Source organism: Cyclobacteriaceae bacterium (assembly GCA_025808415.1).
In the GTDB taxonomy this organism is placed as follows: Bacteria; Bacteroidota; Bacteroidia; order Cytophagales; family Cyclobacteriaceae; genus UBA2336.
In genome coordinates this window covers 2,680,401-2,693,387 of sequence record CP075525.1, presented here as the reverse complement: position 1 = coordinate 2,693,387, position 12,987 = coordinate 2,680,401, and the positions used below count along the sequence as shown (strand labels likewise).

Genomic DNA, 12,987 nt, shown 5'->3' with positions numbered 1-12,987 from the left:
AATTACTTTTCCAGTGATTGTCCTCGTCTGACCGTAGGACAGAGCCGTTATTGAATAGAATGTTATAAGTAATACATATCTCAATGTGCCTGACCTTCTACTCATTACGTTTTTTCATAAAGTCCACACACATTTTTTGATTTGTTTTGTCGTCAAAGTAGTCCGTATTCTTAAAAGACTCGAAGCGCATTTCAAAGCCCGCTGGTATGTCCTTCAACCTTTCAATTACCTCTAATACGGTTCCGTGAGAGACCGGCAAATAAACTCCGAACCCGGTTGTCCTTGATTGCGTTTTTAAAAGAAATATTGCTTGAAAGCCTTCAAGTCCTAGAGTCTTTATTAGGTGAACGCCCGTATTTGTTTCATTGAAAGCTGCTTGTCGAGTCCAGAAACCGGTTGGATATATATCCTTTGTTGGATTCTTAAGCTGCGCTCTCACAATGTCAAACGCCTTACTAAGAATCAGTGGATAACCATAGTGTTCAAAAGCTAAAATGTATGCTGTTTTAAGTAACGCAACTTCGAATTTTTTAAAATCAACCCTACTAACCGGAAATTTAATGGTTGTAGTGTCACCCTTGCCTGTCGTTTTTACATACTTATTAAGTAGCCCAGGATTGTTAGTTTTTTCTAAATGGGTAACGGTAATATTCCCTTTATCATCAACATTGACAATTCCCTGAACTTTAACCCCATTGTGGGTAAATGAAGCCTTTGAACCTGACTTCGGTTGAAATGAGTAGACATCAAGCTCGTTCAATTTCTCAACCAAATGGAAATCAATCTCGTGTCCAAACCTGTTGTTGCATTTCTTGCAAGTCAGCGTGTTTGCCTTACCACCGAGTGATTTTGGAGGAGCGTCTTCTAATGTTAAAAAATTCTCTTTGCTCGTGTCCAGATCATCCACGCTGAATTGTTCGAGACATAAAGGGCAGATAAAAGCCTTTTCATATTTTAGATCGAATCCGAGAACACCCAACTCTTTCATGCTCTCCAGTTGAGCTGAATATCTATCAAATAGTAAACGCCTTTTATCTTGTCCTTTAACCATGTGAGTATCTTAGAAAGTATTACGCAGCTTTAAACATCTCCTCTACTTCCGACAAAGACACTTTAAACCGCTTAGGCATACCGAATATCTTGAAGATAATAAGTACCTGCTTAATACTGTAGAAGTGTCCCTGCTTCTTTCCGATTTCCTCATCATGTTTTTTCACCCATCGCTGAAACGTCAACCAACAAACCCCGTAGAAGTCGGCCAGTTGTTTGTGATTGTAGGGTCTCAAAACAAAAATTTCTGGTTTGTGTCCGGTTTCCTCGGTTTTTGTGATTTCGCGCTTCATATATGTTTGTCGTTATTATTTACGTGGTCGGTTTGCAATGTTAAGTAATACTCACTAATATTGTCAAGTTTTACTAAACAAATAAATTTATGCTGACAAAGAATGTCGTAGGAAACCAAATTAAAGCGCTAAGGCTTGAAAAAGGGCTTTCTCAGGAAGAATTCGGGGCTCCCGTGGATTTGAGCCGTTCAGCCGTATCACAGATAGAAAGTGGCCAAATGTACCCTTCTCTGGAGTCGATTGATAAGATAGTTAATCATTACTCAACAAGTTGGGATCGCCTCACAGGCAACGCAAAACCCACTAAAACAGGAGGTTTAAAGGAAGTCCGGACTGTTGTAACTACTGTGGACAGTTCCGGAAAAGACAACATTGTATTGGTGCCAATCAAAGCCCAAGCCGGATACTTGGTAGGTGCGCAGCAAGAAGAGTACATCGAGAGCCTTCCCGCTTTTTGGATTCCAGGCCTTGGTCATGGTTCCTTCCGAGCGTTTGAAGTTAGCGGTTACAGTATGCTTGCCGATAGAACTGGATTTTTTCCCGGAGATATTGTAGTTGGTGAATACGTAGAGAAACTCGAAGACATACGTGATGGTTTCGTTTACATCCTTGTGAACAATGCCCAGGAAGTTGATAATATCGTTTTGAAGCGTTGCCTTAATTACCTGGACAAAGGTGGAGTCATCATTTGCAAGTCTGATAACAAAGACCCTCAGTATCCAACTTTCCCGCTACCGGTTGAGAACATCAAAGAGGTTTGGAAATTCAAAATCAAACTCACTCGCCAGGCACCGGAACCTTCTGGATTGTACGAAAGGATCAATGCGCTGGAGGGAGATATGGTTTTACTGAAAGAGCGATTGAAAAAGTCCTTACCGAGTAAATGATCTAAGTCAATGACTTATTGATCTCGTCCATGTCGTTAGCTGTAAGATTAAGTTGCTTAGGTAATCCGAAGATTTGAAATATTTTTTTCACCTGATGAACGTGATAGAAGTGCCCTGTCTTTTTGCCAACCTCATGTTCCACTTTCTTGATCCAGTTCTGAAATGTTAACCAACTAACTCCGTACATCTGTGCGAGTTGTTTATGTGTAAGTGCCTTTAATAAGAAAACTTCCTCTTTCACTTGCTCCTCACCTTGCTTTCCCATCATAATTTGTTCTACGTTGAGAAGTAAATTTATAGGTTGAACAAAGTGTACTTAAATGGTTATGAACGATTATAAAACATTGTGAATGAATCTTAACGAATTTCTTCAAAAACAAATGAATGTGTAATCAATCAAATGGAGTTGAAAATAAGTTGAATTAGAGATGGAAAACGTTAAAGGGAGTTGAAAAAATTGTTTTTGTCTGAACCTTCCTGATCCGGATTTTACTATACAGTACCCCATCGTTAATATACCATAACTATTGAGTGTAGGCAAGGCCTACACTCAATGGAAAAACTTTAAGTCGCAAACTCTTTATACCTGGCTTTTTTTGCTTCATTTAACAGCCCGGTTTTTATCAAAACTCTGTCAACAAGCTGATATACTACAGGAACAACTACTAAAGTTAGAAACATGGAACTGGTTAAGCCGCCAATGATTGACCAGGCAAGGCCATTTTTCCAATCCGCTCCAGGTCCATTGGCCAATGCCACGGGCATCATCCCTGCCACCATTGCAATTGTTGTCATGAGGATTGGGCGAAGCCGCTCCTTTGTTGCTTCCAGCAACGCCTCTTCGGTGGTCATCCCTCTTTCTTTGAGGTGATTCGTAAAATCAACTACCAGGATCGCGTTTTTGGCCACCAACCCGATAAGCATAATAATACCAAGGAGAGTAAACAAGCTCAGGGTTTGGGCGGAGAGCGCCAATGCAACGAGGGCACCAATGATTGCCAATGGTATTGAGAATAATACAACAAATGGATAAACAAAGTTGTCATACAACGCAACCATTATGAGATACACTAATAAGATAGAAGTGATAAAGGCAAATCCTAACTGTCCAAAAGATTCCTCTTGTCTCTCCTGGTTTCCACCAAAAATCACGCTTACTCCAGCGGGTAAAGTCATACCATCAATGATTCCCTTTATTTCTGCCGCAACCGTTCCTGAAGGGCGTCCGAGTAATTGAGAATTAACATTGACAGAAGTTATCCGATTAAACCGTTCAAGTTTGGATGGCCCAAAACCTTCTTTTACTTCAGCAAACTGATCAAGCCTGACCTGTTTTCCGTATTTACTTAAAAATGTAAGTGCCCGCACATCCTCAATGCTTTTCCGGTTAAACTCGTCAAATAATATATTAATATCATACTCGTACTCGCCTTGTCTGAATTTTGCATCAGTATTGCCATTAAAAGCATATTGCATAGTAGCTCCTACGGTTTGAATATCCAATCCCAACTCGGCCATCTTTTGCCTGTCGGTGGTAACAACAACCTCAGGACTTCCCGACTCTACGGTAAGCTTTACTTCCTGTGTTCCCTCCACCTTCTTTACCTCCTGCATGAGTTTATCGGCAGTGAACATTACCGTGTCAAAAGTTGGGCCTGTAACGATAAGTTGAATAGGTGCCTGCTCGGCAGTACCCAGCATTGATATGGGTGTCGATTTTACTTTTACACCGGGAAATTTATCCATGATCTCGTTCTTTAAAAGAACGCCATATATATCTGAACTCTTTTCGCGTTGATCCTCCGGAACAAGTTTAACTGTAATTTCTGATTTGTAGGGTGTTCCAGTAGCGGATCCAAAGAAGCCACCTTCATTGGTCTGCCCGATAGTAGTGATAGTTGATACAACCTCTCTTTTGGAAGAAACAAACTCCTCAATTTTTCGCGACTGAATATTATTCTGATCAACCGATGTTCTCTTTGGATATTCTAGAACCAAGACGAATTCGCCACGATCTCCTTGGGCTATAAATTCTGTTCCGATAAAGCCTGCAACAATTAAACTAATCGATCCAAAAAAGAGCAGGCCAGCGATGCTAAGGGTGATAAATCTGTGTCTGAACGACCATCTCAATATGTTCTGCACCCAATGAATAAATCTGTCTAATGTTTCCTCAAATCGCAAAACAAATCTTCCGAAGAGTGTTTTATTGGTTAAGCGCTCTAATTTTCCAAATCTTGAATATAGAAAAGGAACCATTGTGAATGACACCAGTAATGACAGCAATGTTGAGATGACAATCACGATAGAAAACTGACGCATAATATTCGAAATGATACCGGTTGTCAGGGCAATGGGTAAAAACACCACAACAATTACCATTGTAATGGAGGTAACAGTGAAACCGATTTCCTTCACGCCATCATACGCGGCCTGAATTTTACTTTTACCCATCTCCATGTGGCGATAAATATTTTCGATTACCACAATGGCATCATCTACTAATATGCCAACCACCAACGAAAGACCAAGCAGTGACATCAGGTTAAGCGTAAATCCGAATAAAGACATACCGATAAAAGTGGCTATGAGGGAAAGAGGTATCGCTACCATAACAATGATTGAATTCCGGTAAGAATGGAGGAATAATAACATAATGCCTGCTACCAGGACGATGGCGAGAATAAGATCATGTATTACGGCATCGGCTGCTTCCAGTGTGTATTCGGTAGAGTCTCTGGCAACGGTAAACTTTAGATCAATATTAGAATACAAGTGTTCAAGTTTGGTCAGCTCCTTGTGTACCAATTCACTTACAGCTACTGCATTGGCATCCGTTTGCTTTTGAATGCTCAGCCCAATTGAGTTTAATAAATTGATGCGGTTGATGAGTTTGGCCTCCTTCTTAGTATCCTGAACTTCTGCTAGCTCCTTTAAGTAAACAGGCCCTCCCTGGGGTGTTGAAGCAACCACCAGATTTTTTATTTCTTCCAATCTTTGGTATTTGCCGGCCAGCCTTATCAGGATTTGTTCTTCCTCGGACTTTATTTTACCGGTGGGAAAGTCAACGTTGGAATTTTTAATAAGTTGAACAAGTTGGGGAAGGGAGAGTTTATATGCCTCTAATTTATTTCTGTTGACATTTATGCGAATCTCTCGTTCTTCGCCACCAATTATATTCGTCTGCGCGACCCCAGGAATTTTTGCCAGGTTCGGCTGAAGACGTTGCGTAACCAAATCGTACAATTCAGTTGCGTTCATTTTAGCCGAAATGCCAAGATTAATAATCGGCAAATCATCGAATGAGAACTTTCCTAATGAAGGTGTTTTTACATCATCAGGAAGATTGGATAAAGTAGCGTTCACTTTTCGCTGAGCATCTTGCAATGCCAAATCAACATTTGCCTCATTCCGAAGTTCAATTACAATCACTGATAGCCCTTCATAAGAACTGGCAGTGATTTTATTCACATTCTCCATTGATGATATAGCATTTTCAATTTCCTTTGTTACGGAATTTTCCACTTCATTTGGCGAAGCCCCCGGATAGATTGCTGAAATTGTTAGGATAGGTGCACTGAATTTAGGCATCAATTCATAACCCAGTTTTTGATAGCTGTTAAGGCCCAGAAATGTTAATGTTATAAAAAGCACCAATATAAAAGATGGCCTTTTTATCGAAACTTCAGTTATTTTCATATCAGTGTTGTGCTAATTGACGTAAATTAATTTTTATTAAGGACTGTTACTTTGGCACCTTCAGTCAAGTTGATTTGACCACTGGTAACTACCTTCTCACCTTCGTTCATACCGTTAACTACCTCGACATTATTGGAGAAAAGCTTCCCGATCGTAATCGCCCTTAACATAACGGAGTCCCCGGAAACGACATACACTTGAGCATTTTCAATGCTCCCCAGGAGTGCAGCCCGTGGAATCACCAGGGAAGTTTCATCAGCAGGCAATTCAAATGTGGCACGACCAAACATTCCACCGCGAAGTGGTTTGTCTTTTACATTTGTGATTTGAAGTTCCACCGGAAAGTTCAGGTTGACATCAGCAGTCGCACCAACAAACTTTACACGGGCTTCGTAATTAACATCAGGATAAACATCTGCCGACACTTTAATTTGCCGGGCTTGGTTTACTCGTAACACTTGATTTTCTGTTACGTTCACAACCATTTTCATCTTCGTCAGGTCGACAATTTCAAACGCTTCTTTGCCAGAAGCAATGTACTGGCCATTTTCTATAAAGCGCTTATTCACATAACCGGCAAAGGGTGCGGTCAGGTATGAATCTTTCAATCTTTCTTTGGCGTTTATCAACCTTGCTTCTGCATTAGTGTAGTTCAAGTTGACCTCATCAAGCTGAGCCTGCGTAACTCCCCCTGTCTTTACCAGGTTCTCATAGCGCTCTTTATCGGTTTCTAACTTCTTAAGGTTTGCAGTTGCTGATTTGACATCCGCTTCAAGTGTTTCATATTCCATTCTTGCCAGTAATTGTCCCTGATGAACAAATTTTCCCTCGTCAACAGATATGTTCACTATCTTACCAGCCGCTTCCGTGGAAACAATGACTTGTCTGGATGGCGAAAAACTACCAGTAGCTATAAAACTGCCACCCAAGGCTTCACGTTTTGTTACGGCTACCTCTACTGGAATTGTTGCATTAACAATCTTTGCCAGTTCTGTTTTTTCCTTCATCTTCTCTTTGTTGTTCTTAAGCACATAAGCACTAATCAATACAAGTGCAATGATGACAACTATGGCTATTATTGTTTTTTTCATAATGATAATTCCTGAATTAGAATAGTTAGAATTTAGTTTAATAAAGATTTGATGTCACCGTTGGCTTTAAGCAGTTCTATTTCCGATTGTTTTACTTTTAACAGTGCCTCGATTAGTTGGCTTTGTGCCTGGATTCTGGCAGTTTCTGCCTGCAATAAATCGGTTAATGGACTGACTCCCTCGTTATAATTTTGCTCGGTTGCATCGTAAATGCTGTTGGCAAGCTGAACATTTTGACGTTGAGCCTGGAAATTTTTGTAATTCACTTCAAGAGACCTCGTAGCATTTTCACTGATGGCTGAAGATTGTTGCTTGACGAAAGCCAAATCTTTCTCAGTTTTAATTTGCCGGATACGGGATTGTTGCATTTGCGCAGGCTTTCGTAAACCATCAAAGATTGGGATGTTTAACCGCAAACCAATTGATGCGACATCAAACCAAAGCGGATTTGAATCACCTGATAGAAAAAAAGAATTAGTTTGGCCTTGATAAGTGTAACTGGCAAATGCTGACAGGGTGGGATAATAACCCGCTGAATAATTTTTGCGCTCCAGTTGATACAAGGAACGTTGGGTGGTTAATTGCTTATACTCAATCTTGTCTTCCCAAATGAATTCTGTATCTAATGTGCCCGGTGTGTAATTTAAGAATGCAGAGTCTAAGTCAGTGGGCAACTGGAAATCAATGTCGAATGCAACATCCTTGTTAAGGCCGATTAATAATTTTAACTGGCTTATCAGCACATTGTAAGTGTCCTGCATAGTGGCCAATTGAGTTTCGATATTGGTGAGGCTAACCCGTAACCTGTCGGCATCAAGCTTCCGTGCTAAGCCATTGTTAAAACGATCATTGGTAATAGCAAGGCTCTTTTGCAGTTCTTCCTGATTAGTCTCTAAAACAATTTGCTGTGTCTTCAAAGCGGCAACTCGATAAAATAGGGATGCCACCTGGTAGATGGTCTCTTCTTCAATGCGTTCACGGTTAAGCCTGTAATAATCTTCGCTTACTTTTGCAGCCTTGATACCTGTAAACAGACTTTGGTTGAATATCTGTTGATTAGCCTGCACATTTATCGATGCTGTATATTGAAGGCCGCCACGTAGTACAATGTAATCATCGGGGCCTGCATTCGGATCGCCCAATGCTGCCGGAAAAACGAATGCTTGCCGCAGCACATTATCAATCAGTTCCCCGGTTGCATTAATCTGGGGATAAGCGGTGGCTTTCACTTCCTTTGTTTTTTGCTTCCCCTCATCCTCATCCAGTTGAGCTTTGAGAATGGAAACATTCTCGGTCATGGCTTGTTGAAGGCACTGCCTGAGAGAATAGCGTTGAGCCTCTTGCGCAAAGAGCATTACAGGGAAGAGATTTAAAAGGATAAATACTAACTTTAGATTCTTCATACTTATTGATAAACTATTATTTAGTTGATGATTTAATCCAGATTTTGAAGCGTGTTTAACTTCAGATTCTTACTAACACGTCTCCCTTTTTCGGATGCAATCCCATTGACCAGACAATCAATCAAATTGATTGCTACCTCCTGTTTTGAATATTTTGCCTGTGGAAAAAGTTTTTCATTGCCAGACAACTTAACCACTTCAATAAAAAGTAAAACATAAAAATTCACATCGAGTGTTGAGTTGAGGTATTGTTTCCTGATTCCCTCAGTTACAATGTCTTTAATCTTGCTGGCCAGAAAATCATCTCTGAACTCCTGTAGAATTTGCCATTCATTCTCGTGATATTTTTGTAAATCATAAATCAATGAAGTGTTGGTTTCCCTTATCATGGATGTGATGCAGATGAAAATGTTTATTAACCGCTCAACCGGGTTGGTAGGCCTGTCAAAAATGGCCTCAACTAATCCTTCAAGTTTTTTTCGAAAGGCGGTGATAATCAGATGTACGATTTCATCTTTATCTGCAAATGATTCATAAATGGTTTTCTTTGACATGCTCAGGTGATGCGCAATATCATCCATAGAAATGCTTCTGGTGCCGTATTTTCTGAAAAGATTCTCGGCACAGGTAAGTATTTTTTCTCTATTTTCAGAATTGTACATAGCTATTTGAGTATAGAAGCAAATGCCTTTGAAACCATTTTGAACTATTAATCCAAACGTCAACCATGTCTGGTATTACGAGGCATTGTTCCATAGACGTAATCCCACAAAGGAGTAGAAACGCCAAAGACTGATTCACCATCCTTGTAATGGTGAATGCTGTGATTTACCCAAAGAGCCTTAAAAAAATTTCGAGGCGGCGGAAAGGCGTGAACGCTGTAATGAATACCAAGATAGACCGAATACCCCACTAAAAATCCCGGCAAAAATGCAAATACATAGTCACCCAGAACCAATCTTAAAACCAAAAGCAGAATTGTGGCAATGGTTACGCTTAGTATCGGAGGCATTGCCAGTCTGTCTTTATCTCTTGGATATTCATGGTGGACACCATGTATTGTATATTGAATCTTTGCTCTCAGCTTCGAATAAGTAGCCATGTGAAAGATATACCTGTGCGCATTGTATTCAACCCAAGTAAATACTAACCATCCTGCAAAGAAAAGAAGGGTAGCGATACCCCATGTCAGCGCTGTGTGGGTGAGACTCCAGTAAAATAGGGCTACCGAATATAAAACAAGTATTGAAGTTGGGACAGCAATATGCGTACGCGTCAATCGCTCAAGCACCGGGCTGTCAAACAGTTTTCTTGTTCCCGCATTCTTTGGCTTTACCTCCATCATTCTTTAACATTTATTTTAGTGAGTTTCCCTTCTATACGGTATGACGATAACCGGCAAAGTCGCGTGCCTTATCAAGTACTCCGCATTACTCCCCATAACCCAATGGGATAGTCCTGTCTTACCGTGTGTTCCAATCACCAGGTAAGAAATGTCAAGCCTTGCTGCCTGCTCGATTATTTCCTTTCTTGGATCTCCAATTCTGACCACAATCTCTTTGTCAACGTTCCCATACTTTTGCGTTTCCCTGGTGAGAAATTCGATTGCATACTGTCCAATTTCTTCCCAGTTGCAAACCTTAGGCAGCCCCGGAGCATAATTGGAATACTGCGATGTATTGTCCACCACATGAATAATCCAAACAGCTCCATTGAGTTGTCGCGCAAGCTTGATTCCTTCCTCAATCATGAGCAAAGAATTTTCACTCAAATCACTTGCAATCATGATTTTCATAAGTGTTCTAAACTTGTCGTCTAAAATTTTGACGGTGTAAAGTTAAAAGAATAATTTTACTTTTAACAAGATTATTAAAACACTATGTTAAAATCAAAAAAACATTGAAATGAACACAGAAACAAGCATTTCTACGGAGGAAGCAATTTTGGTGGCCGCAAGAAAGGTGTTTGAATTGAAAGGATTCGATGGGGCCAGGATGCAGGAGATATCGGATCGTGCAGGGATCAACCGGGCATTGCTTCACTATTATTTCAGGTCGAAGGATAAAATGTTTGAGCGGATTTTCGTAACGAATTCAATGAGCATTCTTTACTTGATGGGTAATCGGTTAAGTGTTTTAGCTAACCCCAACCTTGTTAATCAAATAAGAGCTTGCGTTGGATTAACAGATTTGCGATTAGGTTCCGGCTCCAATGTAGATGGTGGGCAAAACAGTGCCGATGGATTTGGGAATAACCTGAACGTTGACACGCTTGTAAACCTGACAACGTTTGTTGCCGATTCTTGTAAGCTGACAGGCAAGGTCACGCTACCAAATGTAGCCAGGCTCACAACAATTCAGGGGCAATCCAATCCCGCATTGGAAGGATTCAATAACCTTGCAGCGCACGGTGCAACAATTGTTTCTATCAACATTGACCGTTGCGATATTATTCAACTCCCCGAACTTAATACAATGGCTAAGGTCAATTCCTTGTATGGTAGGTTTTCAGGATTAACCAGTGTTGACCTTTCAGGCCGAAATGATACTGTAACACCTATTGGTCAAATGCTCGTGAACGACTGCCCAAATCTTGTCTCAATAACATTCCCGTCAACTCTCGGTGCAGCTAAATGCTCTCTCGATCTTCATGGCTTTAACAATCCTACCCTGTCCGTAATCAATAACATGGAAAATGTTGAGTACACGCACGCCCAGGCAACATTCCGAAGATGGCATTTCAGTAATTGCCCCTTACTCAATGTCACATTTCCCTTTGGTGTCAATGGCTTCCTCCCTGGCTCAATACAAATCCAAAATAACAACATGAGTCAGGCCAATGTGGATGCTACTATCAATTCCGTTTACCAGAACAGGGGGAAGAATTGGGGTACAGGTGTGCAGTATCTGAACATAGCCGGAACGAATTCTGCTCCCTCCGGGATACTCCAGCCTCCGGCAGGGTTTGTTTTGGGTGCTAATGATGGGAACCCGGTAAGTGCGAAAGAGCAGGTGTATGTACTGGTAAATAATTATGGGTGGAATGTGGTGATGAATTGATGTGAATGACTTGAATGATAACTCAAGAAAGAGTAATAATGGCAACAATACCAGAAATCAAGAGCATTAGTAATTGAACCCAGAACGCCAGAACTTCGTGTGGCTCTTCTGGATGAATCTTCGTACAATGACCGGAAAGCCTTTTTATACCAACGCAAACAAGGTTACTTGAATAGTAATTCAGAGAAACAAAACACTTGAATAACAAGTTAATCAAAATTGAGACAGCACAAACTATTGTAAAAACAAGAAAAATAGCAGAGGTTAGTTTTATTATTACAAGTTTCGCCTCATCAGAAAGGCTTTCATAGGTCGGGCCAGTTATATCTCCCGGCTTCATATTGGGAAAAACGTATGCCCCTGTTCCAAAAACCAGAGTGGGCATAAACAATTTCCTGAAAATACCATTCGTTTTTTCATTGGCTGTCAGAAAGAATGACTGTGGTATTAAAAAGTAAAGGGCAACAATAAAGTACAAACATCCCACATTAAGATACCATGTTGTATTCTGACCAAAATACTCTCGCAGTATATTGTCGGTCATGATGTAATCAATTGAAAGCCAAACAAGAACATATCTCAAACGCTTTTTTAACTCCTCCACGTCTGAATAGTTAACGACATTAAACAATCGTCTTGACCAGGGATTGACAATTGATGTCTTCTGATAAACTTTCAAATATTTATCAATCAAGAAAATTACAGTGAATATAACTACAGTAATCATTGCTCTAAAATAGCAAAAATAGACCAAGTCTATATCCACTTAGCACAAACTGACTAAAGGGCTCACAACTTTGTAAAAAAAGATTATTGACGATTTCTACAAAAATTGAATAATCTGTGCAGTAACTTTAAATCTTGGTATATTTGGTTCGAAATTTTACCGGTCAGGCCGACAATAAAGCCTCACACTTGAGGGGCTTTTCTATTATAAATCAATGCCTTGTGTATGGTAATGAGCAACATATCGGTATATTCGCACCCGTTTTCCGGCTTAGTTTTTTAACCGGAAATAAACACTAACCATTACACCTAACTATTATTATGGCAAAGAAAACTACCAAAAAGGCTGCGAAGAAGGCTCCAAAAAAAGCGGCTAAAGCTCCAGCAAAAAAGAAGACTGCACCTAAAAAAGCTGCTCCAAAAAAAGTAGCCCCCAAAAAAGCTGCTCCAAAAAAAGTTGCGTCTAAAAAATCGGCAAGAAAACCTAACGCAGCTTTCATGGCTGCTCTAACGCCCAGCGATGCATTGGCTGCCGTTATTGGAAACAAACCCGCAGCGCGCACAGAAATCGTGAAAAAGATTTGGGATTACATTAAAGCCAACGGCCTGCAGGATACTGTTAATAAACGTATGATTAATGCTGATGCCAAGCTTAAAGTTGTGTTTGGCGGCAAGAATCAAATTTCCATGTTCGAACTGGCTAAGGTTGTTAACAGCAACGTAAAAAAGTAACCGAGTTAAACGTAATTTAAGCGGACCAGGCATTGCTTGGCCCGCTT

Annotated in this window: 14 protein-coding genes; 3 read left to right on the top strand and 11 right to left on the bottom strand. The window is 40.4% G+C overall.

Going from position 1 to position 12,987, the window contains the following annotated elements; genetic code table 11:
- Nucleotides 1-97 precede the first annotated feature (97 nt).
- Nucleotides 98-1,051 carry a hypothetical protein gene (locus tag KIT51_12185; protein ID UYN85635.1) on the bottom strand — a complete coding sequence of 318 codons (954 nt, stop codon included), beginning with the start codon at nt 1,049-1,051 and terminating at the stop codon, nt 98-100.
- Nucleotides 1,052-1,070: 19 nt separating this feature from the next.
- Nucleotides 1,071-1,343 carry a hypothetical protein gene (locus KIT51_12180; GenBank protein UYN85634.1) on the bottom strand — a complete coding sequence of 91 codons (273 nt, stop codon included), beginning with the start codon at nt 1,341-1,343 and terminating at the stop codon, nt 1,071-1,073.
- An 89-nt stretch (nt 1,344-1,432) separates the two neighbouring features.
- Here KIT51_12180 and KIT51_12175 point away from each other — a divergent pair, with 89 nt between their 5' ends.
- Complete coding sequence (locus KIT51_12175; GenBank protein ID UYN85633.1) at nt 1,433-2,230, top strand: LexA family transcriptional regulator; 798 nt, start codon at nt 1,433-1,435, stop codon at nt 2,228-2,230.
- 1 nt (nt 2,231) lies between these two features.
- Here the strand turns inward: KIT51_12175 and KIT51_12170 are convergent, their stop codons facing one another.
- The 7 genes from KIT51_12170 to KIT51_12140 form a co-directional block, all read right to left on the bottom strand.
- Complete coding sequence (locus KIT51_12170) at nt 2,232-2,498, bottom strand: hypothetical protein (GenBank protein ID UYN85632.1); 267 nt, start codon at nt 2,496-2,498, stop codon at nt 2,232-2,234.
- 296 nt (nt 2,499-2,794) lie between these two features.
- The gene (locus KIT51_12165; GenBank protein ID UYN85631.1) at nt 2,795-5,929 is read right to left on the bottom strand and encodes an efflux RND transporter permease subunit; all 3,135 of its coding nucleotides are present in this window, start codon (nt 5,927-5,929) and stop codon (nt 2,795-2,797) included.
- Nucleotides 5,930-5,955: 26 nt separating this feature from the next.
- A complete protein-coding gene (locus KIT51_12160) occupies nt 5,956-7,020 on the bottom strand; it encodes an efflux RND transporter periplasmic adaptor subunit (protein UYN85630.1) in 1,065 nt (354 codons plus the stop codon).
- Nucleotides 7,021-7,052: 32 nt separating this feature from the next.
- Nucleotides 7,053-8,423, bottom strand: coding sequence for a TolC family protein (locus tag KIT51_12155; GenBank protein UYN85629.1), 1,371 nt, complete (start codon nt 8,421-8,423; stop codon nt 7,053-7,055).
- Between the two features lie 32 nt (nt 8,424-8,455).
- On the bottom strand, nt 8,456-9,085 hold the full coding sequence (locus KIT51_12150) for a TetR/AcrR family transcriptional regulator (protein ID UYN85628.1): 630 nt from the start codon (nt 9,083-9,085) through the stop codon (nt 8,456-8,458).
- 59 nt (nt 9,086-9,144) lie between these two features.
- A complete protein-coding gene (locus tag KIT51_12145; GenBank protein UYN85627.1) occupies nt 9,145-9,768 on the bottom strand; it encodes a sterol desaturase family protein in 624 nt (207 codons plus the stop codon).
- Nucleotides 9,769-9,783: 15 nt separating this feature from the next.
- The gene (locus KIT51_12140; protein ID UYN85626.1) at nt 9,784-10,194 is read right to left on the bottom strand and encodes a universal stress protein; all 411 of its coding nucleotides are present in this window, start codon (nt 10,192-10,194) and stop codon (nt 9,784-9,786) included.
- A 133-nt stretch (nt 10,195-10,327) separates the two neighbouring features.
- Here KIT51_12140 and KIT51_12135 point away from each other — a divergent pair, with 133 nt between their 5' ends.
- Nucleotides 10,328-11,482, top strand: coding sequence for a TetR family transcriptional regulator (locus tag KIT51_12135; protein UYN85625.1), 1,155 nt, complete (start codon nt 10,328-10,330; stop codon nt 11,480-11,482).
- Nucleotides 11,483-11,504: 22 nt separating this feature from the next.
- Here the strand turns inward: KIT51_12135 and KIT51_12130 are convergent, their stop codons facing one another.
- Both KIT51_12130 and KIT51_12125 read right to left on the bottom strand, forming a co-directional pair.
- Nucleotides 11,505-12,086: a hypothetical protein gene (locus tag KIT51_12130; protein ID UYN85624.1), complete on the bottom strand. Its 582-nt coding sequence runs from the start codon at nt 12,084-12,086 to the stop codon at nt 11,505-11,507.
- A 418-nt stretch (nt 12,087-12,504) separates the two neighbouring features.
- The gene (locus KIT51_12125) at nt 12,505-12,708 is read right to left on the bottom strand and encodes a hypothetical protein (GenBank protein UYN85623.1); all 204 of its coding nucleotides are present in this window, start codon (nt 12,706-12,708) and stop codon (nt 12,505-12,507) included.
- Here KIT51_12125 and KIT51_12120 point away from each other — a divergent pair.
- The gene (locus KIT51_12120; protein UYN85622.1) at nt 12,707-12,940 is read left to right on the top strand and encodes a hypothetical protein; all 234 of its coding nucleotides are present in this window, start codon (nt 12,707-12,709) and stop codon (nt 12,938-12,940) included. The two genes, KIT51_12125 and KIT51_12120, sit on opposite strands and share 2 nt — an antisense overlap.
- The last annotated feature ends 47 nt before the right edge of the window (nt 12,941-12,987 follow it).

What these genes read in the sequence shown, in the direction of transcription:
- KIT51_12185 (UYN85635.1), bottom strand. Translation starts at nt 1,051, where the DNA reads ATGGTTAAAGGACAAGATAAAAGGCGTTTACTATTTGATAGATATTCA.
- KIT51_12180 (UYN85634.1), bottom strand. Translation starts at nt 1,343, where the DNA reads ATGAAGCGCGAAATCACAAAAACCGAGGAAACCGGACACAAACCAGAA.
- KIT51_12175 (UYN85633.1), top strand. Translation starts at nt 1,433, where the DNA reads ATGCTGACAAAGAATGTCGTAGGAAACCAAATTAAAGCGCTAAGGCTT.
- KIT51_12170 (UYN85632.1), bottom strand. Translation starts at nt 2,498, where the DNA reads ATGATGGGAAAGCAAGGTGAGGAGCAAGTGAAAGAGGAAGTTTTCTTA.
- KIT51_12165 (UYN85631.1), bottom strand. Translation starts at nt 5,929, where the DNA reads ATGAAAATAACTGAAGTTTCGATAAAAAGGCCATCTTTTATATTGGTG.
- KIT51_12160 (UYN85630.1), bottom strand. Translation starts at nt 7,020, where the DNA reads ATGAAAAAAACAATAATAGCCATAGTTGTCATCATTGCACTTGTATTG.
- KIT51_12155 (UYN85629.1), bottom strand. Translation starts at nt 8,423, where the DNA reads ATGAAGAATCTAAAGTTAGTATTTATCCTTTTAAATCTCTTCCCTGTA.
- KIT51_12150 (UYN85628.1), bottom strand. Translation starts at nt 9,085, where the DNA reads ATGTACAATTCTGAAAATAGAGAAAAAATACTTACCTGTGCCGAGAAT.
- KIT51_12145 (UYN85627.1), bottom strand. Translation starts at nt 9,768, where the DNA reads ATGATGGAGGTAAAGCCAAAGAATGCGGGAACAAGAAAACTGTTTGAC.
- KIT51_12135 (UYN85625.1), top strand. Translation starts at nt 10,328, where the DNA reads ATGAACACAGAAACAAGCATTTCTACGGAGGAAGCAATTTTGGTGGCC.
- KIT51_12120 (UYN85622.1), top strand. Translation starts at nt 12,707, where the DNA reads ATGGCTGCTCTAACGCCCAGCGATGCATTGGCTGCCGTTATTGGAAAC.
- KIT51_12125 (UYN85623.1), bottom strand. Translation starts at nt 12,708, where the DNA reads ATGAAAGCTGCGTTAGGTTTTCTTGCCGATTTTTTAGACGCAACTTTT.